Source organism: Deinococcus carri, from assembly GCF_039545055.1.
Taxonomy (GTDB): domain Bacteria; phylum Deinococcota; class Deinococci; order Deinococcales; family Deinococcaceae; genus Deinococcus; species Deinococcus carri.
The window spans coordinates 19,287-41,217 of sequence record NZ_BAABRP010000010.1 but is presented as its reverse complement, the minus strand read 5'-3'; the positions used below and the strand labels follow the sequence as shown (position 1 = coordinate 41,217).

At 69.2% G+C, this 21,931-nt stretch carries 25 protein-coding genes, 3 tRNA genes and 1 pseudogene; 11 read left to right on the top strand and 18 right to left on the bottom strand.

The genetic code is table 11. The features are described 5' to 3' along the window. The first annotated feature begins 78 nt into the window (after positions 1-78). Positions 79-291, top strand: a complete 213-nt coding sequence (locus ABEA67_RS12800) for a helix-turn-helix domain-containing protein (protein ID WP_345465731.1) — start codon at positions 79-81, stop codon at positions 289-291. 2 nt (positions 292-293) lie between these two features. Beyond that, positions 294-1,523: a tyrosine-type recombinase/integrase gene (locus ABEA67_RS12795; RefSeq protein WP_345465729.1), complete on the top strand. Its 1,230-nt coding sequence runs from the start codon at positions 294-296 to the stop codon at positions 1,521-1,523. Positions 1,524-1,606: 83 nt separating this feature from the next. Here the strand turns inward: ABEA67_RS12795 and ABEA67_RS12790 are convergent. The 7 genes from ABEA67_RS12790 to ABEA67_RS12760 all read right to left on the bottom strand — a co-directional run bounded on the left by ABEA67_RS12790 (position 1,607) and on the right by ABEA67_RS12760 (position 7,290). Next, positions 1,607-1,683: transfer RNA gene (locus ABEA67_RS12790), tRNA-Arg, on the bottom strand. A 60-nt stretch (positions 1,684-1,743) separates the two neighbouring features. After that, positions 1,744-2,367 carry a hypothetical protein gene (locus tag ABEA67_RS12785; protein WP_345465727.1) on the bottom strand — a complete coding sequence of 208 codons (624 nt, stop codon included), beginning with the start codon at positions 2,365-2,367 and terminating at the stop codon, positions 1,744-1,746. Next, on the bottom strand, positions 2,364-3,083 hold the full coding sequence (locus ABEA67_RS12780) for a hypothetical protein (protein ID WP_345465725.1): 720 nt from the start codon (positions 3,081-3,083) through the stop codon (positions 2,364-2,366). Before ABEA67_RS12780 ends, ABEA67_RS12785 begins: the two co-directional genes overlap by 4 nt. Positions 3,084-3,145: 62 nt before the next feature. Next, the gene (gene lpdA, locus ABEA67_RS12775) at positions 3,146-4,549 is read right to left on the bottom strand and encodes a dihydrolipoyl dehydrogenase (RefSeq protein WP_345465723.1); all 1,404 of its coding nucleotides are present in this window, start codon (positions 4,547-4,549) and stop codon (positions 3,146-3,148) included. 100 nt (positions 4,550-4,649) lie between these two features. Next, positions 4,650-5,840, bottom strand: a complete 1,191-nt coding sequence (gene hemW / locus ABEA67_RS12770; protein ID WP_345465721.1) for a radical SAM family heme chaperone HemW — start codon at positions 5,838-5,840, stop codon at positions 4,650-4,652. A gap of 59 nt (positions 5,841-5,899) precedes the next feature. Then, the gene (locus tag ABEA67_RS12765) at positions 5,900-6,388 is read right to left on the bottom strand and encodes a hypothetical protein (protein ID WP_345465719.1); all 489 of its coding nucleotides are present in this window, start codon (positions 6,386-6,388) and stop codon (positions 5,900-5,902) included. Between the two features lie 224 nt (positions 6,389-6,612). Beyond that, positions 6,613-7,290, bottom strand: a complete 678-nt coding sequence (locus ABEA67_RS12760) for a DUF1990 family protein (protein WP_345465717.1) — start codon at positions 7,288-7,290, stop codon at positions 6,613-6,615. A gap of 134 nt (positions 7,291-7,424) precedes the next feature. Between ABEA67_RS12760 and ABEA67_RS12755 the strand changes: the two genes are divergently transcribed. Next, positions 7,425-8,159, top strand: a complete 735-nt coding sequence (locus ABEA67_RS12755; RefSeq protein WP_345465715.1) for a GNAT family N-acetyltransferase — start codon at positions 7,425-7,427, stop codon at positions 8,157-8,159. A 108-nt stretch (positions 8,160-8,267) separates the two neighbouring features. On the opposite strand, the pseudogene ABEA67_RS12750 reads toward ABEA67_RS12755, so the two are convergent. The 4 genes and pseudogenes from ABEA67_RS12750 to ABEA67_RS12735 all read right to left on the bottom strand — a co-directional run. Further along, a pseudogene (locus tag ABEA67_RS12750) lies at positions 8,268-8,522 on the bottom strand (HIT family protein); the annotation flags it as partial. An 89-nt stretch (positions 8,523-8,611) separates the two neighbouring features. Beyond that, complete coding sequence (locus ABEA67_RS12745) at positions 8,612-9,085, bottom strand: NUDIX hydrolase (protein WP_345465713.1); 474 nt, start codon at positions 9,083-9,085, stop codon at positions 8,612-8,614. Beyond that, complete coding sequence (locus tag ABEA67_RS12740; protein WP_345465711.1) at positions 9,082-9,525, bottom strand: NUDIX hydrolase; 444 nt, start codon at positions 9,523-9,525, stop codon at positions 9,082-9,084. Before ABEA67_RS12740 ends, ABEA67_RS12745 begins: the two co-directional genes overlap by 4 nt. 9 nt (positions 9,526-9,534) lie before the next feature. Beyond that, on the bottom strand, positions 9,535-10,446 hold the full coding sequence (locus ABEA67_RS12735; RefSeq protein WP_345465709.1) for a P1 family peptidase: 912 nt from the start codon (positions 10,444-10,446) through the stop codon (positions 9,535-9,537). Positions 10,447-10,482: 36 nt separating this feature from the next. Here ABEA67_RS12735 and ABEA67_RS12730 point away from each other — a divergent pair, with 36 nt between their 5' ends. Then, positions 10,483-11,181 carry a dienelactone hydrolase family protein gene (locus ABEA67_RS12730; protein ID WP_345465708.1) on the top strand — a complete coding sequence of 233 codons (699 nt, stop codon included), beginning with the start codon at positions 10,483-10,485 and terminating at the stop codon, positions 11,179-11,181. Positions 11,182-11,267: 86 nt separating this feature from the next. Here ABEA67_RS12730 and ABEA67_RS12725 read toward each other — a convergent pair whose 3' ends face one another. Continuing rightward, positions 11,268-11,936, bottom strand: coding sequence for a response regulator transcription factor (locus tag ABEA67_RS12725; protein WP_011529345.1), 669 nt, complete (start codon positions 11,934-11,936; stop codon positions 11,268-11,270). Between the two features lie 120 nt (positions 11,937-12,056). Further along, the gene (locus ABEA67_RS12720; RefSeq protein WP_345465706.1) at positions 12,057-12,362 is read right to left on the bottom strand and encodes a hypothetical protein; all 306 of its coding nucleotides are present in this window, start codon (positions 12,360-12,362) and stop codon (positions 12,057-12,059) included. 126 nt (positions 12,363-12,488) lie between these two features. On the opposite strand from ABEA67_RS12720, the gene ABEA67_RS12715 reads away from it, so the two are divergent. The 3 genes from ABEA67_RS12715 (at position 12,489) to ABEA67_RS12705 (ending at position 15,137) form a co-directional block, all read left to right on the top strand. Then, a complete protein-coding gene (locus tag ABEA67_RS12715; protein WP_345465705.1) occupies positions 12,489-13,406 on the top strand; it encodes an alpha/beta fold hydrolase in 918 nt (305 codons plus the stop codon). A gap of 322 nt (positions 13,407-13,728) precedes the next feature. Continuing rightward, on the top strand, positions 13,729-14,766 hold the full coding sequence (locus ABEA67_RS12710; RefSeq protein WP_345465703.1) for a sugar phosphate nucleotidyltransferase: 1,038 nt from the start codon (positions 13,729-13,731) through the stop codon (positions 14,764-14,766). Positions 14,767-14,954: 188 nt separating this feature from the next. Beyond that, positions 14,955-15,137 carry a hypothetical protein gene (locus tag ABEA67_RS12705; protein WP_345465700.1) on the top strand — a complete coding sequence of 61 codons (183 nt, stop codon included), beginning with the start codon at positions 14,955-14,957 and terminating at the stop codon, positions 15,135-15,137. Between the two features lie 184 nt (positions 15,138-15,321). Here the strand turns inward: ABEA67_RS12705 and ABEA67_RS12700 are convergent, their stop codons facing one another. Beyond that, the gene (locus ABEA67_RS12700) at positions 15,322-16,575 is read right to left on the bottom strand and encodes an MFS transporter (RefSeq protein WP_345465698.1); all 1,254 of its coding nucleotides are present in this window, start codon (positions 16,573-16,575) and stop codon (positions 15,322-15,324) included. Between the two features lie 29 nt (positions 16,576-16,604). Between ABEA67_RS12700 and ABEA67_RS12695 the strand changes: the two genes are divergently transcribed. From ABEA67_RS12695 to ABEA67_RS12685, 3 genes are all read left to right on the top strand, one after another. Then, the gene (locus ABEA67_RS12695; protein ID WP_345465696.1) at positions 16,605-17,297 is read left to right on the top strand and encodes a hypothetical protein; all 693 of its coding nucleotides are present in this window, start codon (positions 16,605-16,607) and stop codon (positions 17,295-17,297) included. A 64-nt stretch (positions 17,298-17,361) separates the two neighbouring features. Beyond that, a complete protein-coding gene (locus ABEA67_RS12690; protein ID WP_345465694.1) occupies positions 17,362-18,066 on the top strand; it encodes an IclR family transcriptional regulator in 705 nt (234 codons plus the stop codon). A gap of 251 nt (positions 18,067-18,317) precedes the next feature. Further along, positions 18,318-19,340: a DNA adenine methylase gene (locus tag ABEA67_RS12685; protein ID WP_345465691.1), complete on the top strand. Its 1,023-nt coding sequence runs from the start codon at positions 18,318-18,320 to the stop codon at positions 19,338-19,340. Positions 19,341-19,529: 189 nt separating this feature from the next. Here the strand turns inward: ABEA67_RS12685 and ABEA67_RS12680 are convergent. From ABEA67_RS12680 to ABEA67_RS12665, 4 genes are all read right to left on the bottom strand, one after another. After that, positions 19,530-19,605: transfer RNA gene (locus tag ABEA67_RS12680), tRNA-Phe, on the bottom strand. A gap of 19 nt (positions 19,606-19,624) precedes the next feature. Beyond that, a tRNA-Asp gene (locus ABEA67_RS12675) sits at positions 19,625-19,700 on the bottom strand. Between the two features lie 122 nt (positions 19,701-19,822). After that, positions 19,823-20,584: a metallophosphoesterase gene (locus ABEA67_RS12670; protein WP_345465689.1), complete on the bottom strand. Its 762-nt coding sequence runs from the start codon at positions 20,582-20,584 to the stop codon at positions 19,823-19,825. A 3-nt stretch (positions 20,585-20,587) separates the two neighbouring features. Next, the gene (locus tag ABEA67_RS12665) at positions 20,588-21,190 is read right to left on the bottom strand and encodes a single-stranded DNA-binding protein (RefSeq protein ID WP_345465686.1); all 603 of its coding nucleotides are present in this window, start codon (positions 21,188-21,190) and stop codon (positions 20,588-20,590) included. Between the two features lie 112 nt (positions 21,191-21,302). Between ABEA67_RS12665 and ABEA67_RS12660 the strand changes: the two genes are divergently transcribed. Next, a complete protein-coding gene (locus ABEA67_RS12660) occupies positions 21,303-21,557 on the top strand; it encodes a DUF6582 domain-containing protein (protein WP_345465683.1) in 255 nt (84 codons plus the stop codon). Positions 21,558-21,931: the final 374 nt, after the last annotated feature.

The window sequence follows — 21,931 nt, the reverse complement described above, 5'->3', positions numbered from 1 at the left end:
AGGTGTTCATAGTTTAGTGAATCACTGTACTCCAGTCAAGTGTTTGACTTAACTCCAGTGAATCCCTAAACTCCCCTTATGGATACAGACGCGCAGATACGCGAGGCAATGCGCGCGGCCCTGAAGGCGCGTGGCTGGACTCAGCAGCAGTTGGCTGACCATCTGGGGGTCAGCAAGAGTGCGATTGCCCAATTGTTGAGCGGGGCCTACGGGAAGGTTCCCAGCAGCTTGCTGGAAGCCTTAGACGTGCTGGGGCTGGAGCTGATCGCCGCGCCCAGGAAGGAAGGCTGACCATGCCGCGCGCGAAGGCTCAGGACACCGGCAGGAAGAACGGCAACGGGCGCGGCACTATCGACGAGCTGCCCAGCGGGAAGTACCGCTGGAGAATCACGGTTGGGCTGAAGCCGGACGGAACGCCGATCCGCAAGAGTGGGACCGCGCCCACTGAGAAGGCAGCCTGGGCCGCCATGACCCAGGCCCAGGCGGATCACCTGCGCGGCGGGGTGGCGCTGCCCGATAAGGTCACGGTGGGCGAGTGGCTGAACCGCTGGCTAGAGGGCAAGAAAGCGCGGCTGGCTGCCAAAACACACCACAACTACCGGAAGGTGATTGACCTGCACATCACGCCCGCGCTGGGGCGGAAACGCCTTCAGGACGTGCGCCCGGCAGACCTGCGGGCGCTGTACAACGCGCTGACGGAAAAGGGCCTGGGCGATACCCAGCGGCAGGCACACAACATCCTGCATGGTGCCTTCAGTGAGGCGTTGCGCCTGGAACTGGTCGCCCGTGATCCCTCCGCCGTAGTGCGACCTGCGCCCGTGCGCCGTGATGCTGAGGCCGCTCCAGTCGATAAGGCCCTGACGGCGGAAGAGGTCGCCAAGCTGCTGCCCGTGCTTCAGGCGAGCCGCTGGGGGCTGATCTTTGAATTCATGCTCCATACCGGCCTGCGCCGGGGCGAGGCGTGTGGGCTGAAGTGGGAACACGTTGACCTAGAAAAGGGCGTGATCCGCATTCGGGAGAACTTGGTCGCGGTGGGCGGCAAGGTGCAGGTCAGCACACCAAAGACGGCGAAGAGTGCGCGGCGCGTCCATCTCTCCAGTGAGGGCTTGGCCTGTCTGCGCCGTCAAGCTGAGCTGCAAGCCTTTGAGCGCGAGGCGCTGAGCGCGGGACCGGTCAAGGGGCATCCCAAGAGCTACGAACGTAAGAAGCTCTGGCAGGACACCGGGTATGTGTTCACGGGCATTTCTGGGGTGCGCCTTCTGCCCGACGGAATCAAGAAGTACCTGAAGCAGTTCTGCAAAGAGGCAGGGATAAGGGAAGTCACGGTACACGGCCTGCGCCACACGCACGCCTCGCTAATGCTGCGCCGGGGTGTGCCGCTGGAGGTGGTCAGCGAGAAGCTGGGGCACTCGCGGGCCAGCTTCACGGCGGACGTGTACCGGACGGTCTACCAGAGCGAGCATGAAGAGTGGGCGGTGAACCTGAGCGAGCTGACCACAGCGCGGCCCAGAGTGGTGAATTAGGGCCGGTTGGTCACGGGTTGGTCACGCACCCGGTTGGTCACGAAAAGCCAAAAACAAAACCCCGCTCTCGGCGGGGTTTTTTCTGGTGCACTCGACTGGATTCGAACCAGTGGCCTGCCCCTTAGGAGGGGGCCGCTCTATCCAACTGAGCTACGAGTGCGGGCGCGTAGCGGCAGGAGTATAGCAGGCATTCCCTGCCGCAGGCACGCCCCGGCCAGCTTTACTGACTGATGATCGGCGTCGGCACGTGCAGCTCGTAGCGCCCCAGGCCCTGGGTTTGCAGGCTGCGGCGGTAGGTGCTGCTCTTCTGGGGCAGGTACACGTAGTGTTCGGCGCGGCTCCAGCCTGCGGCAAGCTGCCAGTGCTGCACCATGTTCGGCTCGGCGGTCCTGAAATCCACCGTCACGGCCTTTTCGGCGTAGGCGACGCGGTCGTGGGTCATCAGGTCGAGGTCCTCGCCCGCGTCGCGCTGGCCGTTGCTGTTGCGGTCCTGCCACATCACCCAGTGCAGGAACAGCACCGGGGTGGCGGGGGCACTCACGGTCACGTCGGCGGCCCCGGCCGGAATCCAGCCCTCCACCGGGGTTGCCAGGCTGGCCCGGTTCTGCCAGGCGGCCGGGTCCACCTCGGTACGGGTCGTGCCCGCAGACGCGGCTTTCTGGTAGACCTTCTCGCCCCCCTCGGTCAGCAGGCTGAGGTAGACGGACGTGCCGCCGGGCGCGGCGGGGTGCCGCACTTCCACGCCGCTGGGCAACTCCGGGCGGCCCCCCGTGGGCGAGGAGGGGCCAGCACCGCAGGCGGACAGGGCCAGGCCCAGCAGGGGGAGCAGGAACAGGGGCTTCATTTGTGACCTCCGGCGCGGGGCAGGCTCTGGCTGGTGAAGGCGTTCGTCGGCTCGTGCAGGCGGATATTCAGCCCCTCGTCGGCCTGCGGCACGCTGTTCATGCTCAGCAGGTAACGGTCCGGGGTGGCCGTGGGTTGCAGCACCTGATGATGGACCAGCGACCACCCCTTCGTCCGGGTGCCGGTTTCCGTGCTGCGGCCGTCGGGGCTGACGAAGCGGTAGGTGAAGGCCTCGGTGGCGTAGCTGTAGAGGTCATGCGTCTCGTACAGCACCTCGCCCGACTCCGGCGTACCGTTGCGGTTGGCGTCGCGGAACATCAGGAAGTAGATGTTGCAGGTCCTGACGGTGTCCGGCGTCACCGTTACTTCCTGCATCCCGGCCGTCTCGCCGCCCAGGAACGGCGTGGTGCATTTGGCGTTGTCCGCCCACGTTTTGAGCGTGTAGCCATCCAGATACAGGGAGGCCGCCGTGTTGGACGGGCCGTAGAGGGAGGTGGACGTCACCACTTTGGGGTCGTACCCGTTCGTCTTCTCATTGCGCTCGAAGGCGAGGGCGGCCAGCCTCACATCCGTGGTGTCCGTCAGTGCCGGGAAGGTGAAGGAGAGCGAAGCAGAGGGACCGGGGGGGGTGTACTGCCGGGGGCAGGCGGTCAGCAACGACAGGCCGAGCGCACTGATCCCCAGGAGCCGCAGGGCATGGGAAACGGGGGGTTTCATCACCCCCCGACTCTACAACGTAATCAAAACACGTTTTGCCGCATTTGCCGGGCGGCCCTGGCTCAGCGGTTCATGATGTGAATCGCCTGCTTGTGGCTGGCTTCCGCCGCCTCCAGCACGCTCTCGCCCAGGGTGGGGTGCGCGTGGATGGTCAGGGCGATGTCGGTAGCGGTGGCGGCCATCTCCAGCGCCAGGCTGGCCTCGCCCAGCATGTCCGAGGCGTGCGGCCCGACGATGTGGACGCCCAGCACCAGGTCGGTGTCCTTTTCGACCACCATCTTCACGAAGCCGTCGGTCTGCTGGAGGGTCATCGCGCGGCCCGAGGCGCTGAAGGGGAAGTTGCCGGTCTTGACCTCGTAGCCCTTCTCCTTCGCCTCGGCCTCGGTCAGGCCCACCCAGGCGAGTTCGGGGCTGGTGTACACCACGCCGGGAATGGCGACGGCATCCTGCGCGGCGGGCTTCCCGGCAATGACTTCCGCGGCGACCAGGCCTTCTTTCATCGCCTTGTGGGCCAGCATGGGGTTCCCGGCCACGTCCCCGATGGAGTAGATGTGGGGCACGTTGGTGCGCTGCTGCGTGTCGGCGGGGATGAAGCCACGGTCGGTGACGGTCACGCCCGCCGCCTGCGCGTTCAGGCCGTCAGTGCGGGGGCGGCGGCCCACCGCGACCAGCACGCGATCGAAGACCTCGGTGCGCTTCTCGCCGGTCCCCACGCTCTCCAGCTCGACGTGGATGCCGTCCTGCTTCTTCTCAGCGCGGTTGGCCTTGGTCTGCGTCTCGATCTCGATGCCCTGCTTCTTCATCGCCTTGCTGAATTCCTTCACGGCGTCGGCGTCGGCACCGGGGATGATGGTGGGCAGGAACTCGATGACTTTGACCTTGCTGCCGAGGTTGGTGTAGACATGCGCAAACTCGAAACCGATCACGCCGCCGCCCACGCACAGCATCCGCGCGGGGATAGGGTCGGGAACGACCAGCGCGCCGGTGGAGTCCACGATTCTCTCCTGATCCACCTCCAGCCCCGGCAGGCGGGCGGGTTCCGACCCGGTGGCGATGATGATGTTCGCCGCCGTGTAGGTCTTGTCACCCACCTTCACGGTGTGGGGGTCCACGAAGCTGGCCTGGCCGACCAGGTGCGTGACCTTGTTGGCCTTGAACAGCGCCCCCACGCCGCCCGTCAGTTTCTTGACGATGCCTTCCTTCCAGCCGTTGAGCTTCGCCACGTTCAGCTTCTGCTCGCCGAAGGTCAGGCCGAAGTCGCTGGCGTGGTGCGCGGCGGCCATCATCTCGCCCGCGTGCAGCAGCGCCTTGGTGGGAATGCAGCCCACGTTCAGGCACACGCCGCCCAGTGCTTCCCGTTCGGCGCAGGCCACCTTGAGGCCCAGTTGCGCCCCCCGGATCGCCGCGTGGTACCCGCCCGGCCCGGCCCCGATGACAAGGAGGTCAAAGTCCATCTGTTTCGTCATGCGGGCAGTCTAACGCCCGTTCGGGAGGGGCCAGCCACACGCGCGGCATAGCTGGACGGAGGACATTCACCTGTCCGGGTGGTGAATGCGGGCGGGGTGTTCAGACCTCCAGAAACTCCGTCACCACCCGGTTGAGCAGCCACCAGCCCTGCGGCGTGGCGCGCAGAAGCTCGCCCTCCAGCGTCAGCAGGCCCCGGCCTACGTTGGCGGCGATGGCGGCCGCATACCGCTCGCTCACGTTCAGCCCGCTGCGCCGCGTCAGGTCGCCCAGGTCCACGCCCTCCCGCAGGCGCAGGCCCATGAACAGGGCATCGGTGACGTATTCCTCGGCGTCCACGGGCTGCACCTCGCCGCGCCCGCCGGCGAGCCAGTCGTGCAGGTGGGGGTTGGTGCGGCGGAGGGTGAGGGGGGGGTTGTGGGCTGTGGGCTGTGGGTGGGGGGTGAGGGGGGCCTTCTGCCTTCCGCCTTCTGCCTTCTGCCATCTGCCTTCCGCCGGATAGTGCCCCGCCGCCCCCGGCCCCAGGCCCAGGTACGTCCGGTTGTGCCAGTAGGCGAGGTTGTGGCGCGACTCCTGGCCGGGGCGCGCGTAGTTGCTGACCTCGTAGCGGGTGAAACCGTGCGCGGTGAGGAGGGCTTCTGTCTGCTCGAAGCCTGCGCGCTCATCGTCCTCCCCCACGGTCACGCCGCGGCGGGCGAACTCGGTGCCAGGCTCAATGGTGAGGGTGTAGGCGCTGACATGCCCCACGCCCAGGTCCACCAGACCGCGAATGTCACTCTCCAGCGGTTGCCCCGGTACGGCGGTGATCAGGTCGCCACTTACCCGGAAGCCCTGCCGGGCGAGCGTGGTCACGGCCTCGCGGGCCTGCCGCGCGTCGTGCTGGCGGCCCAGGAACTTCAGGGTGGCGTCGTCGAGACTCTGCACGCCGACCGAGGCGCGGCCGAAGCCCAGGTCACGCCACAGCGCCGCCCGCCCCGCGCTGACGGTGCCGGGGTTGATTTCCAGCGTGTTTTCCAGGCGGCCCCAGCCCAGATGGCGGCGAATGCTCTGGGCCAGTGCCGTGATTTCCGCGTCGCGCAGGAAGCTGGGCGTTCCCCCGCCGATATACACCGTGTCGAGGTCCACCGCGTACCGGTCCGCAAGGCGGGCGGCCTCCTCCTCCACCCCGGCCAGGTACTTCTCGACCAGCCCGGCCCGGCGCGTCAGCACGTGGAAGTCGCAGTAGGGGCAGATGGTCGGGCAGAACGGCACGTGAACGTAGAGGTGGCGGACGGGGGACTGGGGGGCGGGCACGGGAGCAGGGTACGCGGTGCGCGGGAGGCGGTACGCGGTGAAGGTCGCGTTTGCCTCTCCTATCGGCCGTGCGGCGTCGCGTCCATCCAGGCTTCCAGGGTCGCCCGCACCCCCTGCGGGGCCGAGACGACCACGGGCATCCCCAGGGACGCTGCGGCACTCGCGGCCGCGTTCTCGCCCGGCTCGCCCTCCGTCCCCAGCGCCCCCTGCCAGGCCGGGAACTCGCCGCCCTCGCGGTACTCCGTGCCGCCCGCGTCCTCGATCAGACGTTCGGGCACGGTCACGGCGGGGCCGGAGGGCAGCGCACGCGGCGCGACCACCAGCACGCCGCGCGGTTCCAGTTCGTGCAGCGCGGCCAGCAGCGGCGTCAGGCCGTCGTGGACGAGCAGGTCCACCCGGCCCTTGCCGTCCAGGGTGGCGAGCTGTGGAGGCACCTCCGCCGCGAGTTCGGGCGGAACAGCGACCAGCCAGCGGTGTCCCCCCGCCCGGCCCTCGAAGCCCGCGTGGGCCGACCCGTAGACATCCGTCCAGGTGCGTACATGATTCATGGAGGCCAGGATACGGGGCCGTCGGGCGGCGCTGGCCCCATCTCCCCCACCGGACCAAAGGCAATAAAAAAGCCGCCTCTCGGGCGGTGATAAGAAAAGGATAGCGTGGGATGCAGGGGAAGTCAACTTATGCACGCCGAAGGTGGCCCCTGCCGACCGTGGCGAAGGCGGAAGCTGTCCTTCGCCACATGGTGCTCCATCCCACGGGGCCGCCTCAGACGACCTCAGGGATGCGGCACTGGGTCCACCCCCGCGCCCACCGGGGCGTCGGGCACCTCCGGCAACGTGTAGGAGTGGGCGAGCTGGGGCATCTCCAGGGACTCGTGCCCGCGATTCACGATGCGGCCGCCGCTGTAGCGCGCCACGCTGGTGAGGGTCAGCTCCCAGTTGCGGCGCTGCGCGGCATGAACGCCGAAGATGTACGCCAGCCGGTCGAAGTGCGAGTTGGTCCGCAGCAGCGACTCGATTTGCAACACCATCTGGCCCGGTGCCTCGCCGGGGTAGACGCGGAAATCGGAGGTGCCCGCGTCGGGGTGCAGGCGCAGGGTGCGGACGCGGAAGCCCAGGGGGTCCACATGCTCGACGACCACCCGGCCGCGGCGCACCAGCAACATGCGAATCCACAGGCGGTCGCCCCGGTTCACGGGCGGCACGGGGTGATCCAGGCCGCGGAACCAGGCCAGCCACTTCGGCACGTGGTCGGGCAGGTGGTTGCGCCAGTGCTCGGCCACCTCCTGGGGCGTGTGGGTCGCGCCCTCCACCTCGACCCAGTAGCGGCGGCGGGTGATGGGTCCCACGCCGTCCTCGGGGCCGGAGGGACGCAGCGGGTCGGCGGGACCCTTGAGGGCGTAGGCGGCCAGGGCCAGGGCGGGAAGGGCAAGCAGGCGGGGCAGTCGGGACATGGGGCAAAAACCTCCGGGCGGGGGCGGGAAGGACGGCAGCCGGACAACGGGCGCAAGATACCCGCCGCGCCACGGCAAGCGGCACCCCGCGCATTTATGCAGCCGAAAGGAAACCGGGCCGCTACGCTGACGGCATGAACACCGACCCCCTCCCCCGCCTGGCCCGCGCGGAGGCCGCCGCGCATGCCCGCTTCGGCCTTCGGGGCGAAATCGCCCGCTTCGGGCCGCTCGTGGCCATGTTTGCCGGGCCGAAGCTGCCGGTAGACACCGCCTGGCATGACGGGAGCGGGACACCCAGCGAGGCGGACCTGGAAGCCTTCGAGACGTTCAGCGCCCGGCACGGGCAGCCCGCGACCCTGCACGTCCTGTCGCACGCCACACCCCCGCTCCTGCCGCTGTTACGGGCCAGGGGATACGCGCTGGGCTACGTCCTGCACGCCTACACGCACGACCTGACCCGCCTGCCGCCACCTGCGACCCTGGACATCCGCGAGGAGGCGGACGCGGACGCCTGGGCGGCCCTGTCGGCTCGGGGCTTCGGGCCGGGCACCGAACGGATAATGCAGCTCGTCGCGCACGCGCCCGGCACCCACCGCCTCGTCGCGTGGGTGGCTGGGCAGCCCGCCGCCACCGCGGCCCTGAGCTTTCAGGACGGCATCGCGGCCCTCTTCGGCACCGCCACCCTGCCGGAGTTCCGCGGCCAGGGCGCGCAGACGGCGTTGCTGGCCGCGCGGCTGCATCAGGCGGCGGAGGCCGGGGCAGACCTCGCCAGCGTCTTCGTGACGCCGGGCAGCGGCAGCGAACGCAACGTGCGGCGGGCGGGGTTCGGGCTGGCGGGGATGCGGCTGACGTTCACGCGGGGGGCGTGAGGGGGGCAGGTGGGTCCTCAGCCGGGCGGCGTACCCGGCCCGTTGTTCCGCAGGCATCCTCGCGCCGTGGGTCAGATACAGCTCGTCGCCCGGCCAGCGCGGAAAAACGTGCAGATGGTAGTGCCAGACGTCCTGATTCCCCGCCGGTTCGTTGTGCTGCCGGGTGCTGACGCCCGCGCAGCCATACGCGGCCTTCATGGCGAGGGTGACCTGACGCGAAAGGGCGTGAATCCGTGCCCCCAGGTCATCGGGGAGGGTATAGAGGTTCTCGAAGTGCGCGACGGGAACAATCAGGACGTGGCCGGGGGTGCCGGGCCACTGCCCCGCCGCGATGAACGCCATCACCCCTTCGTCGCAGTACACGATGCCGCTCTGGCGGCTCCAGACGTGTTCGTTCACGACCCCAGCCGCCAGCAGACAGAAGGGGCAGACATATTCCGGTGGGGCGTGCGTCACGGGAAGCGCGGTCCTGTCCGGCCCCGCAGCAGCGCCAGCGCCTGCCGGTCCACCGGGCCGAGGTGTTCCGGCAGGGCGTCCAGGGGGAAGAAGTGCAGCGCCACGCCCTCTTCCCCATCGGCTGCGGGGGGGCCCTCCCAGTCGCGGACCAGGTAGACCGCCGTCACCTGATAGAACTCGTCGCCGTTGGGGAGCTTCTGGTAGGTGCCGGGGCCGCTCACGACGGCGAGCAGTTCGGCCCCGCGTGGTGTGAGACACGCTTCCTCGCGCAGTTCGCGCCGCAGCGTGTCTTCCAGCGCCTCCCCCAGTTCCGCGATGCCGCCCAGGGTGCCCCAGCCGCCCGTGTCGGTGCGCCGTTGGAGCAGCACCTCGCCCGCCGCGTTCAGGACGAGGGCGCAGACACCTGCCCAGTTCACGGGGCGGGGGCCGACCAGCCGCCGCAGGTCGCGGACGTAATCCGGGGCGCTCATGTCAGGACCTCGCGGGCCTTTTCGCCCAGCCGCGTGAGGGGCGGGAGGTCGTCCAGCGCGAAGAAGCGCGCCTCCGCGATTTCCACGCCGTCCGGCACCGGGTCGCCGCTCCACCCGGTCACGCGGAAGAGTGCCGTGTAGCTGTAGAACTGGTCGCCGTTCGCCACCTGGGCGAGGCGGTCGGGACTCAGCATGTCCAGCAGCTCGGCATGGTGCAGGGTCAGGCCCGTTTCCTCCAGCAGCTCGCGCCGCAGCGTCTCTTCCAGCGCCTCGCCCAGTTCGCTGATGCCCGTGACCAGGCCCCACCGCTCCGCGTGGGCGCGCCGCAGGAGCAGCACCTCGCCACGTGCGTTCTGAATAAGGCCCGCCGCCCCCACGAAGTTGACCGGGCGGGGGCCGACCAGCGCCCGCAGGTCACGCACGTAATCTTTTGTACTCATGTGAGTACTTTACACATTCTCCTCAAACCCGTTCGCCATTCTGACCGCGTCTCGTACCGCCGCACAGACCGCCTCCTGCACCAGCGCGCCCAGCAGCAGGGGGTCGGCGGGGGGCAGCGTACAGGAGCTGAGCATGAAGGCGCTGTCGCCGTCCCAGAAGGTGTGGCTGGGGGCAATCACGCGGCCCAGCGCGGTCTGGGCGGCGTCGGCCAGGCGGCGGGCCTCTGCTTTGGTGAGGGTGTGTTCGGTGGCGACGGCAATCAGGGTGGTGCTTTCCACCTCGCCCGGCGTGAAAGCCACGGCCCCCGGCCCCACGCCCGGCCCGGCCAGCACCTCTCCTCGCTCGTCCAGCACGTCCCCGATGGGGTTGACCACCGCCAGCGCGCCCACGCGGACGCCGTGCCGCTCCAGGCACACGCTGCCCAGGCCGCCCGGCACCGCGCCGACGCCCAGGTACTTGCCCGCCGTCGCGCCGGTGCCCGCGCCCACCCGTCCACGGGGCACGGGAGCACTGGAGGCCGCCCGCGCCGCCGCCTCTCCCTCCCGCTCGCCGGGCCGCGCCCGTGGGTCGCCCACGCCCAGGTCGTAAATCACCGCCGCCGGAACGATGGGCACGCGCGCCCAGGGAGTCTCGTGGCCCACGCCGCGCTCCTCCAGCACGCGCACGACGCCCGCCGCCGCCGCGAGGCCGAAGGCGCTGCCGCCCGTCAGCAGCAGGGCGTGAACGCGCTCGACCTTCTTCTCGGGGGCGAGCAGCACGCCCTCCCGCGTGCCGGGACTCGGCCCCAGAAAGGACGCCGAGGCCACCGCGCCCGCGTCGGGGCACAGGATCACCGTGCAGCCGGTCAGGCCTACCGGGTCGGTCCAGTGGCCCACGCGAAAGCCGGGAATGGCGGTGAGGGTGGGATGGGGCGGATTCATGCCCGCATTGCAGCACGCCGGGAGTACGGTGGGCGCATGGCAGAGGAACTCCAGTTCCGCGCGGGGGACCGCACCCTTTCCGGTTATCTCGCCCGGCCCGCCGTCCAACGGGAGGCCGCGCCGGGCGTGCTCGTGCTACATGAGATTTTCGGGCTGACGGACGCCATGCGCGCCGTGGCCGACCGCCTGGCCCGCGCGGGGTACGTGGCGTTGGCCGTGGACCTGTTTGCCGGGCAGAACCGGGCCGTCTGCATGAGCCGGATGCTGGCCGGGACCTTCCTGCATCCCCTGGAACATCAGGGCGTGCGCGACACCCGGCGCGCGCTGGAGGTGCTGGGCGGGTTGCCGGGGGTGGACCCGGCGCGGCTGGGGGCCATCGGGTTCTGTCTGGGCGGCTCGCTCGCCGTGGCGATGGCCTGCACCGATAACCGCGTCCGGGCCATCGCCCCCTACTACGGCTTCAACCCCCGGCCCCTGGAGGCCGTGCGCCGCAGTTGCCCGGTGGTGGGCAGCTACCCGCAAAAGGACGCGACCGCGCGGGCGGGCCGGGCGCTGGAGGCCGAACTGGACGCGGCGGGCATCCCCCACGACGTCAAGATCTACCCCGGCACCCGCCACTCCTTCGCCACCCCCGGCCCCACCTTCGACCCGGTCGCCAGTGAGGACGCCTGGAACCGGGTGATGGCCTTTTTCGACGAGCATGTCGTGGGGGAGCCGTCAGCGGTCAGCCGTTAGCCCTCAGCAGCCACCAGACGGCAAATGCCCCCGGCCAAAGCTCCGGGGGTTCTCCTGAAGGCTGACGGCTGAAAGCTGACCGCTTCCTACGGTGTCTTCAGCGCGTACCCGATGCCCCGCACCGTCCGGATGATGCCGTAGCCGTCGAGGTCGCGCAGCTTGGCGCGCATGTTCGCCATATGCACGTCCACCACGTTGGAGTTGCTGGGCAGTTCGCCGTTCCAGACCTCGCGCTCGATTTCCTGGCGCGAGTACACCCGGCCGGGCTGCCGCGCCAGGAAGGTCAGCAGGTCGAACTCCTTGGGCGAGAGGCGGACCTCGTGGCCGTTGTAGTGGCACAGCCGCTTCTGGGGGTGAATTTCCAGTGCGCCAATAGAAATGACCTCGCCGTGCTGCTGGTGCCGGAGCTGCACCTTGACGCGCGCGACGAGTTCTTCGGGGTGAAAGGGCTTGGTCATGTAGTCGTCCGCGCCCGCTTCGAGCAGGTTGACCTTGCGGTCCACGGCGTCCATCGCGGTCAGGATGATGATGGGCACGCTGCTGGTCTTGCGCAGGCGGCGGGCGATTTCTGCCCCGTCGAAATCGGGCAGGCCCAGGTCGAGTATCACGAGGTCGGGACTGTTCTCGCGCGCGCTGGTGAGGCCCGTGACTCCGTCCGGCGCGGTCAGGACCCGGTAGCCGGCCTGTTCCAGTTCGTACTGGACGACGCGGGTGATGTCCGGGTTGTCTTCGATCAGGAGGATACGTTGGTCCATGAAAGTCTGCCTCTGTCTCTCGCGCCTCTCTGGCTGGGCGTGCGCCTGTTTCCGGTCATCGTAGGGGCCGGAGTGAGCGGGGCGGGTGACCAGAGCGGTTTATGGTCCCTTAACGCGGGGTCAGCCCCCCTGGGGCGGGTCCTGCTCAGGAACGTGGATGGAGTCCACCTGCACGCCGTACCGCAGCAGCAGGGTCTTGAGGCGTTGCATGGCCTGCACCGCGCGGGTCCGGTCCTCTGGCCGGAACACCAGGGTCAGGCGGGCGGGGTGAGCGGGCCGCGGCTCCTGCGCCTGCACCTGGAGGGGCCGGGCAAAGGCGGCGTCCCCCAGCACGTCGCGCAGGATGCGTGCGAAGGTCAGCTCGTCCACCCCGTCGAGCGTGAAGGCGATGCCCTGTGGCGCGGCGTCCGGTGGTGCGGGAGACATGCGTGCAGGGTAGCCGAGGCGCGGCGGCGTTCCGGTGAGGCTCGCCCTTGCCAGACCCTGATGGAAGGGCACAGAGAACCCGGCGGGTGGCCCCACTCTCCCGCGCCGCGCCCCTACAATGCCGCCATGACCACGCCGGACGAGCCGAACCTGGAGCGCCTGAACGGAGCGGACCTGTACTTCGAGGTCAGCGGCCCGGAGGACACGCCCGCCAGCGAGCCGCCCCTCGTGTTCCTGCACGGCGGCCCCGGCTACAACAGCTACTCGTTTCAGGAACTGTTCGGGGAGCGCCTCGCGGGGCGGCGGGTGGTGTACCTCGACCAGCGAGGTTCGGGCCGCAGCGGGCCGCTCGCGGACACCGAGCAGGGCGCGGACATGCTGGACCTCGACACCCTGGTGGCCGACCTGGAGGCCCTGCGCGACCACCTGGGGGCCGAGCGAATCGTGCCGCTGGGCCACGGCTTCGGCGCGCTGGTGGCGCTGGAGTACGCGCGGCGGCACCCGGAGCGCACCGCCCGCGTCGTCGTGGTGAATCCCTGGGTGCATTTCCCCGAACTCGCCCTGACGCTGCTGCGCGAGGCCTCCGCCCTGCGCGGCGTGCCGCTCGACGACCCGGCACAGGCGGTGCGCGCCCGCACGCCGGAAGGCGAGCACCCGGCGGTCGGCGAGGCCCGCATCGAGGCCGCCTTCGGCCTGCTCAACGCGCGCGACCTGCTCAACACCCTCCAGTTCCGCGACCGCGCCAGCCGGATGCGCCTGGAGTTCGCGGACGCGGAAGGCCAGCTCGCGGGCGGCGGCGAGGTGCAGGAGGCGCTGGTCAACCAGGGCCTGTGGGAGTTCGAGTACCCGCCCTTCCTCCAGGAACTGCGCCGCCCCCTCTTCGTGATCGCGGGCGTCCACGACCGCACCAGCTACCCCGAACAGGTCGAGTGGCTCGCGGACCTGGGCGGGGCCGACGTGACCGTGCTGGACGCGGGCCACTACCCCTGGCTTGACGACGAGGACGCCTTCGCGGAGGCGCTGGAGGAGGCGCTGACGCGGTAGGGAGGGGTGAGGGGTTAGGGATTAGGCGTCAGGGGCGCATTCAGCCTCTTGTGAGAGACGTCCGCGAGAACAGCGTGCAGGGCGCAAAAAGCCCCTCTCCCCGTGCGGGAGAGGGGTTGGGGAGAGGGGTGGCAAGCGCAGCTTGCCCTCATGCCAGGCAGGGAAAACGGGAAGGGAAACAGTTCTGCGTGCCCTGCCCGCCCTGTCATGCGTCCCAGGCGTCGCAAGGGCGCGGCGGGTTGCCTCCTCACCCCGTCCCGCAACCACCCTCGGCCCAGCTCGCCGCTCTCTCACAGATGGGCCGCTATACTTGCCACACCGTATGAAAGGCGTCATTCTCGCTGCCGGTCGGGGCAGCCGTCTTCTTCCTGTGAGTGCCGGTCGGCCCAAGCATGCCGTGCCCATTGCCGGGGTGCCCATCATCGCGCGGGCGGTGCGGGCGCTGCGGGCGGCGGGGGTGGAGGAGGTCGCGGTGGTGACCAGTGCCAGCAGCGAGGCGGCCCTGCGCGCGGCCACCCGGAACGAGGGGCCGCTGACCTTTGTGCGCCAGGAGGAACCGCTCGGCACCGGGCACGCGGTCCTGGCGGCGCGCGCCTTTCTGGAAGGCGGCCCGGCGCTGCTGTACCTGGGCGACAATCTCTTCGCGGATGCCCTGACGCCGCTGGCGGAGGCGCTGGACGGGGCCGACGCCGCCCTGGGCGTGAAGCGGGTGCCCGACCCCAGCGCCTACGGGGTGGCGGTCGTGCAGAACGATCTGCTGACCCGGCTGGACGAGAAGCCGCGCCGCCCGGAAAGCGACCTGGCGGCCTGCGGCGTCTTTGCCTTTCATCCGCACGTGCTGGACGAGGTGGCCTGCCTGACGCCCAGCGTGCGCGGCGAGATCGAGTTCCCGCAGGCGCTGCTGCGGGTGATTGCCGCGGGGGGCCGGGTGCGCGCGGTGCCGCTGCCCGGCTTCTGGAGCGACGCGGGCACCCCCGCCGACCTGCTGACCGCCAGCGCGCACTTTCTGGCCGGGCTGACCCCCCGCATCGACGGCGAGGTGAGCGGCAGCACCCTGGACGGCCCGGTGGTGGTCGAGGCGGGCGCGACCGTGCAGGACTGCACCCTGATCGGCCCGGTGCTGATCGGGGCCGGGGCCAGCGTGCGCGGCAGCACCCTCGGCCCAAATGTCAGCATCGGCCCGCGCGCGAGGGTCGAGGGCGCGACCCTGGCCGACACCCTGATCGACGAGGAAGCGGCCGTCCAGTCGCCCTCCCGCCCGCTCGTCCGGACCGTGATCGGGCGGCGGGCCGCCGTCGCCGCCCCCAGCGACACCGGCCTGCAAATCGTGGTGGGCGACCACAGCGTGGTGCGGGTCTAGACGTAAAAAGACCCCCTCTCCCCTTGCTTCGCAAGGCCCTCTCTGCTCCGCAGCTCTACGAGTCCCGCAAGGGGAGAGGGTCAAAAAATGACGTCATCTTTACGACAAATGCTCTAGACCGGGCCGCAACAAGGGCGGCGCACCCCGGCTCCACATCACCCCGCCCCGTGCCTGCCGTACCCTGGAGCATGACCCAGGACGAGAAACGCACCGGACAGACGCCGCACGACGAGACGCGGGGCGAGGTCGTCATCAGCGGTCTGGACACCGGTCCCGGCCCGGCAGAGCGCGAGAACACCTCCCCCACCGATGAACTCGCCCGCCTGACGCCCACCCGGCCCCACCCGGAACCCACCGACGAGGACGGCTGAGCCGGACTGCGGTGGACCCGTGAGCGAAACAGTCTCACCTGGCCCGCTGGAGAAGAATCAGCACGGCGACCGGGAGGCGCGCAAGTCGCCACGTCGTCCCCTCACCCCTTGCGGGGCAAGGCCCTCTCTGCGCCGCAGCTCTACGAGTCCCACCGGGGGCGAGGGTCAAAAAACGAAGCTATCTTCACTGCTTTATTCCGCATTCCGCCGGGCGAACCTGACCCACCTCCCCGTCCCGGCGCTGCCGGTTCACCCGCAGGGCAAGCGGCCAGGTCAGCGCCAGCAGGGCCAGCGCCGCGCCCAGGCCCAGCATCAGCGCAGGCGTGCCCAGGGGCCGGGCGGCGAGGGCCGCGCCCAGCGTGAGGCCAAAGGCATTCACGCCCATCAGCGCCCCGACCACCCGCCCCCGCATCTCCGTGGGCACCAGCTGCTGCGAGCGGGTGGTGGCGGCGACCTCCAGCAGCCCCAGCCCCAGGCCGAAGACGGCGGCGGCCCCCCACCACACCGCCACGGGCGTGAACACGAAGCCCAGCGTGCCCAGTACCAGCACCCAGCGGCCCGCGCCGATCAGGGCGTCGAGGCTCCGGCGGGCGGCGAGCGGCGTGACCAGCACGATCCCCACCAGCACGCCGCCTGAAATCAGCATCTCGAACACGGCGTAGTCGGGCGCGCCCTGCCCAGAGGTGGTCATATGCAGGGGGGCGCGGACGTTCATCACGTTCATGGCGACGTTCAGCGCGAAGCTCATGCCCAGCAGGGCCAGCAGCAGCGGCGAGCGGCGAATCACGGTCAGGCCCGCGCGCAGGTCGGTGAGGGGTCGCACCCGTCCACCCGCTGCGGCCCCCGGCAGGGTCGGCAGCGCCAGTGCGGCAAGCGCCAGCCCCAGGATCAGCGGGGCGCTCGCCAGCAGCGTGCCGCCCGCGCCCAGCAGGTGAATCAGCCCACCGCCCAGGCCGTAGCCCACCAGCGGCGCACCCATCAGCGCCCCGCTGTTCAGGCTGTTGGCGCGGGCCAGTCCCTCCGGCGCAACGAGCCGCGGCACCAGCGCGCCACCCGTGGCATAGGCCAGTGTGGACAGCAGTCCATTCAGAAACGCCAGGGCCAGCAGCGCCGCGAGCGGCAGCGTCCCGTGAGCCGCCAGCACGCCCACCGCCGCGACCGCCAGCGCCCGCACCCCGGCGCTGAAGCCCAGCAGGCCACGCGGCGCGAGCCGGTCGGCCAGCGCGCCCAGCAGCGGGGCCAGGAAGCGCGGCAGGCTCCCCGCCAGCACCACCGCGCCGACGGCCCCCGCTCCCCCTGTCCCTGCCGGATGCGCGGCCAGAGCCAGGAAGGGCAGGGCGACATAGACGGCAGCGTCCCCCAGCGCGGTGAGGGTCACGCCCGCCCAGTACGTCCAGAAGGCGCGGGGTAGGCGGGCGGCGGCAGGAGTCCGGGTCATGCCCCAGCGTCCGGCGTACCCTGACGAAAATGCCGCACACCATTTTGGGTTCGTTCGAGGGGGAGTGGTTCGAGGTGACCACGCCCGAACAGGCGAGGCTGCTCAGCGACCCGGCGGCGCTGCGGCACCTCGAACCCTTCATGGGGCGGACGCTGGGGGCGGCGGGGGCAGCGCGTGAGGCGGGCGTCAGCGTGGAGCGGATGCTCTACCGCGTGCGGCAATTTCTGGCGGCAGGCCTGCTGGAACGGGCCGGCGAACGGCGGCGGGCGGGGCGGCCCGTGGCGCTCTACCGCGCCCCCGGCGGGTTCCGGGTGCCCTTTCACCTGACACCCTTCACCGACCTCGAAGCGCAGATCGCCCGGCATGGTCGGGCCTTTGACCGCCTGCGTGCGCGCGCCCAGGCCAGGCGGCTGGTCCAGCTCGATCTGAATGCCCGGCTGCTGTACCGTGACCCCGGAGGAGAGATTCATTCGGAAGTCTTCCTGCCCGATGCCCGGACCTATGCTGCCCTCCGCCAGCACCACATCGGCGGGGACTACATGGGCGTCCTGTGGCTGGACGACGCGACCGCCCGCCAGGTTCAGGAAACGCTGGACGCCCTCCGCGACCTGCTCGCCGCCCAGGGTCACCAGCGCGAGGGCCGGCAGCCCTACCTGCTCCAGACGGCCCTGGCCCCGCTTGACCCGCAGGACCCCGACGCCCTCGCGGGTCCGCCCGGCTGACCCCCGCCGCCGCCTTCCCCGGCGCGGCATGGCATCTCCCGCCGCGTCCGTGTAGCCTGGACGTGTGCTGTCCCTTCAGAAAGCCGCCACTATCCTCGGAGCCTTCAGTGCCGAGCAGCCCGAGTGGGGGGTGCGGGCGCTGGCCGCTCACCTGAACGTGCCCCGCGCCACCGCGCACGCCTACCTCGCGGGCCTGACCGAGGCTGGCTTCCTGCGGCGCACCCCGGCCGGCAAGTACCGCCTCTCCTGGCACATTGCCGAGATGGGAGCGCAACTCACCTCGGCCCTGCCCTGGTTTCAGGAGGCCCGCGCGCTGCTGACCCGCCTCGCGCTGGAGGTCAAGGCGGTCGCGTTTCTGTGCATCCTGGAAGGCGAGGAGGTCGTCTGCGCCATCCGCGAGCGCCACCCCGACGCCGACATCGACCTGCCGCTCGACATCTACCTGCCCGCCACCGCGACCGCGAGCGGCAAGATTCTCTACGCGCACACCGACCTTCAGCCGCGCGATTTTGCCGTCTGCACCCAGAGCAGCATCACCACGCCCGACGAGTGGCGCACCGAGCTGGCCCGCGTGCGGCGGCGGGGGTACGCCTATTCCATCGAGGAATGGATTCCGGGCCAGTGTACGCTGGGGGTGCCCTACCGCCATGCCGGGCAGGTGGTGGCCGCCATCGGCGTGCAGATGAGCGCGCGCCGCTACCTGCGCGAGGAACGCAGCATCCGCGAACGTGTGCTGAAGCTCGTCCACGAGGCGGAAGACCGGAGCTGAGCGCGCCGCCGGGCTGCCAGTCTTGCTCCGGCCAACGCCTCACTGTGGCGGCGGCCGGAGCAAGACCTGGAGGAAGAGGAACAGAGTGGATTTCAACCAGCTCCATGCACAGAACCCGCCCCACCGCTCAGGACCTACCCTCCAGCGGCACGCCATGCGGCTGAAGCCCGCCCCTGTGCTTTCCGTGCCACGCAGAGCTGCACCTGAGTCAGCTCCTCCTGGGGGAGCTTGCACCCAGAGACAGGCCAGACGTGGCGACTGACGCCCCAGCCATGCCAGAAGCTTCACTCGCCGCCAAGCCCTTTCTGAAATGGGCGGGGGGCAAGACGCAGCTTATTCCAGAGCTGGCGAGATTCCTTCCCGAGCGGCCGGATGGCACTTACTTCGAGCCGTTCATGGGGAGTGCGGCCCTCTTCTTTTATCTCAGGCGCGAGCGTGGCTGGAGGAAGGCTGCCCTCTCCGACACGAACGCCGAGCTGGTGTCCACCTTCCTGGCCGTCCGTGACTCACCGCAGGCTCTGCTGGAAGCTCTGCTAGAACACCATCACATGCACAACGTCGTTTACCGGGACAGCGAGGACAAACGCAGAGAGTATTTTGAAGCTGTCAGAAGTCTCGACCGCCGACCCGACTGGATGCCGGAAGTTCCCGCAGACGCTCAGGCCAGGGTTCTCAAGGCGGCCCGCTTCATTTATCTCAACCGCACCTGTTTCAATGGCCTGTGGAGGGTCAACCGCAAGGGCCAATTCAATGTCCCTGTCGGAAGATATTCCAATCCCGCCATCCACAATCCCAGCCTGATACTGGAGGCTTCCGCGGCGTTGCAGGGCGTCGATATGACCTGCACTCCATATCCCCACGTTCTGGGAACGAGTGCTGCCGGAGACACTATTTATTTCGACCCTCCCTATGTTCCCCTCTCGGTCACCTCGTCTTTTGCGGCCTATTCGAGGGATGAGTTCGGAACGGCAGAACATAAGAAGCTGGCCGTTCTCTCTACGCTGCTCGCTCTGGGGGGCAGGCGCGTCCTCCTTTCCAACTCGGATACGCCGTTCACCCGCAGTCCCCTGGACTTCTCCAGCGACCGGGAAATCGAGGACCTCCTTCAGGAATTAGAGGCAGAGGGCACCTCGCCGCAGTCGCTCAGGGAAGCATACCGGGACTTCTGGAATGTGGAGACAGTCCGGGCAAACCGGAGGATAAACTCCGTGGCCGAGAGCAGGGGGGATATCACGGAGATTGTGGTCCACAATAAAGCCGACCAAGAACTATAGTTTCCTACGCGCTTTGATTTATCCCACGTCGCCAAGTCCAAAAGGGCCTGTTCTTACCTGGCATCACACTCCCCCACGGCGTGCCTTCGGCGGCAAGACGCATGACTTTCAGTACCTAACCCTTACTACCGCAGACAACCCTGCACCCCAAAAGTGAAAAGACCCCGCCTGAGACGGAGTCTTTTCGTTTGGTGGCCAGGGCCGGACTTGAACCGGCGACCCAACGATTTTCAGTCGTTTGCTCTACCAGCTGAGCTACCTAGCCGTGTCCCCTAGGGGGACTTTGGCGGTCCGGACGGGATTTGAACCCGCGACCTTCTGCGTGACAGGCAGATATGCTAACCGCTACACTACCGGACCATCTGGTAAATACTGCGCTGCTCGAAAAGCAGCGGGGTTAAGGATAGCCGCGCCTCCCCGCCTTGTCAACCTGCCCACAGTTCCATCCTGTACTTCCAGCCCTCCACCAGCACGGCCCGGCCTCAGAACGGGACAGCCCTCACGCTGCGCAGGGGCTGGGGCTGACCCGCATCGAGCAGCAGTTCCAGATACTCGCGTTCGTGCAGGGCATCGATCATGGCAAAGCCCGCCGACTCGTCCAGCAAGATGCTGCCGGTCATCTGGGTGTGGCCGTAGATGCCGAAGCTCAGCCCGGCCATCTGTACGTATTCCGGGGTATCACGAAACCAGCGTTTGGTGCTGGCGTCGGCATAGAAGAGGTCGTCGTAGTAGGTATGCGCGGGCAGCGGGGAAACGTGGGCGAACTGCACGCTCCCGACCCGCAGCTCACGCGGAAAGCCCTGCATCCAGGCGCGCAGGTGCTCGGGCAGATGCACGCCGCCCCGTGCCGGGTCGAACTCCAGGTGAGACAGGCCGCCACTGGTCCCCAGCACGAAGCGGGGGTTGAGCACCGCGTCGTCGTGGTTGCCCAGCAGGATATGCACCGCGTGCGGCGCGGCGGCCTGGTAGGCACGCAGCTTTTCGAGCTGGCGCACCTGCTCGCGGGCGGCGAGAAACAAGTGGTCCGGGTCACGCGAGTTGAAGCGGGTCACCCCGGTCAGCCGCTCGTACTCGCCGGCATTCTTAGGGTGTACCAGGTCCCCGATCAGCACCACCTGATACAGGCCCGCCTGAACGGGCGGCGTCGGCTGGCAGGCGGCGTCCGCGCAACTGGCCGCGCGCAGGGCTGCCCACAGGCTCTCCCAGTCGGCATGCACGTCTCCCACGGCAATGAATTTCCGCACGCGCTAGCCCCGCAAGATCGCCTGGAGTTCCTTGTAGATGGCGCGGCTTTCCTCCAGCGTCTCGCCGTAGCCGCGCATCATCAGGTGGGCCGCTTCCTTCCCCTTGCCCGCCGCCCGGATCTGGTCCATCAGGTCCTCGATGTGACGGCGGGCCTTTTCCATCTGGGGGTCGCGGGGCGGCTCGGGGAGGTGCGCGGCGGGCCGGGGGGCAGGCGCTGCCGCGCCCTCGGCCTCGGCATCCAGGTCCGCCGTGTTGGGACCCTCGTCGGGGTCGTACTCCACCCACTGCGCCTCGGGGGTCGGCACGCCGAAGAAGCGGGCGGCGTCGGCCAGGGCGCGCAGCTTGGCGTCCTGGAGGGTGTGACCGCTGCTCAGCCCCTCGCGGCCAGCTCCCTCCACGCTGAGGTGGGCGCGCACCACGGGCGGCGTCATGCTCTCGCAGGCCCAGGACAGGGACCAGGCGGGGTCCACCCGCTCCAGATGCAGGGCGAGCTGGTCCGGGTCGGGCACCAGGGTCACGCGGGCCTGGTCCCCCCGCACCTCCGCCACCGCCCAGGCAGTCAGACTGGCACGCAGCGCCTCACGGACACGGTCAAGGTCGGCCATATAGGCAGAGTCTAGCGGGGCAGGCCACGCCAGGACACGCCCCGCCGGACTGAGCCTTTCTTGACCTGACTGGACCCCGCGTCTCAGCCCGGTGGGGCAGGCTGGGGGGACCATGAGTGAACTGACCGATAAGCAGCGAGACCACCTGAAGGACCAGCAGTTCGCCTACATCGATCGGGAGGGCGGGCGACACCTGCCCATCGAGGACGAGACGCACGTGCGGAATGCCGTCGCCCGCTTTTCCCAGACCCACTTCGAGAGCGAGGGGGCCAAGCATCAAGCCGCTCAGAAGATTGTGAAGGCCGCCCACCAGTACGGCATCGAACTGAGCGAGGACGACGAGGTGGTGAAGGCGAGCCAGGGCTGAGGCAAGCAACAACCCCCAGCCTGTTTGCTGGGGGCAGGCCGTGGGCGGGTCGGGACACGGTGGGCACGCACAGGAGGCTTCAGCTCAGGTGAGGAGGTGAAGCCTCTCGACCAGCAGCTTGAGCATGGTCAGGACGGCTGTCCTGAGCACCCCCCATTCCATGAGTCGCTTCGGTTAAACCGGCTTCCGTTTCCAGTAGGCTTCGCGTCTCAAGGAACACCACCTTTCCGGGCATGCGCTGTTGGTCGCGGTGTCTGTCCTTTCCTCTGGCCGAGAGGTGGCCTCCCGTCTCTCCCGCTTGGCATGCAGCCCGAGCGCAGGCCGGGGCGTTCTGACCCCTCTTCGTCACGCCCCTGACATTTGTCACCCCGCCC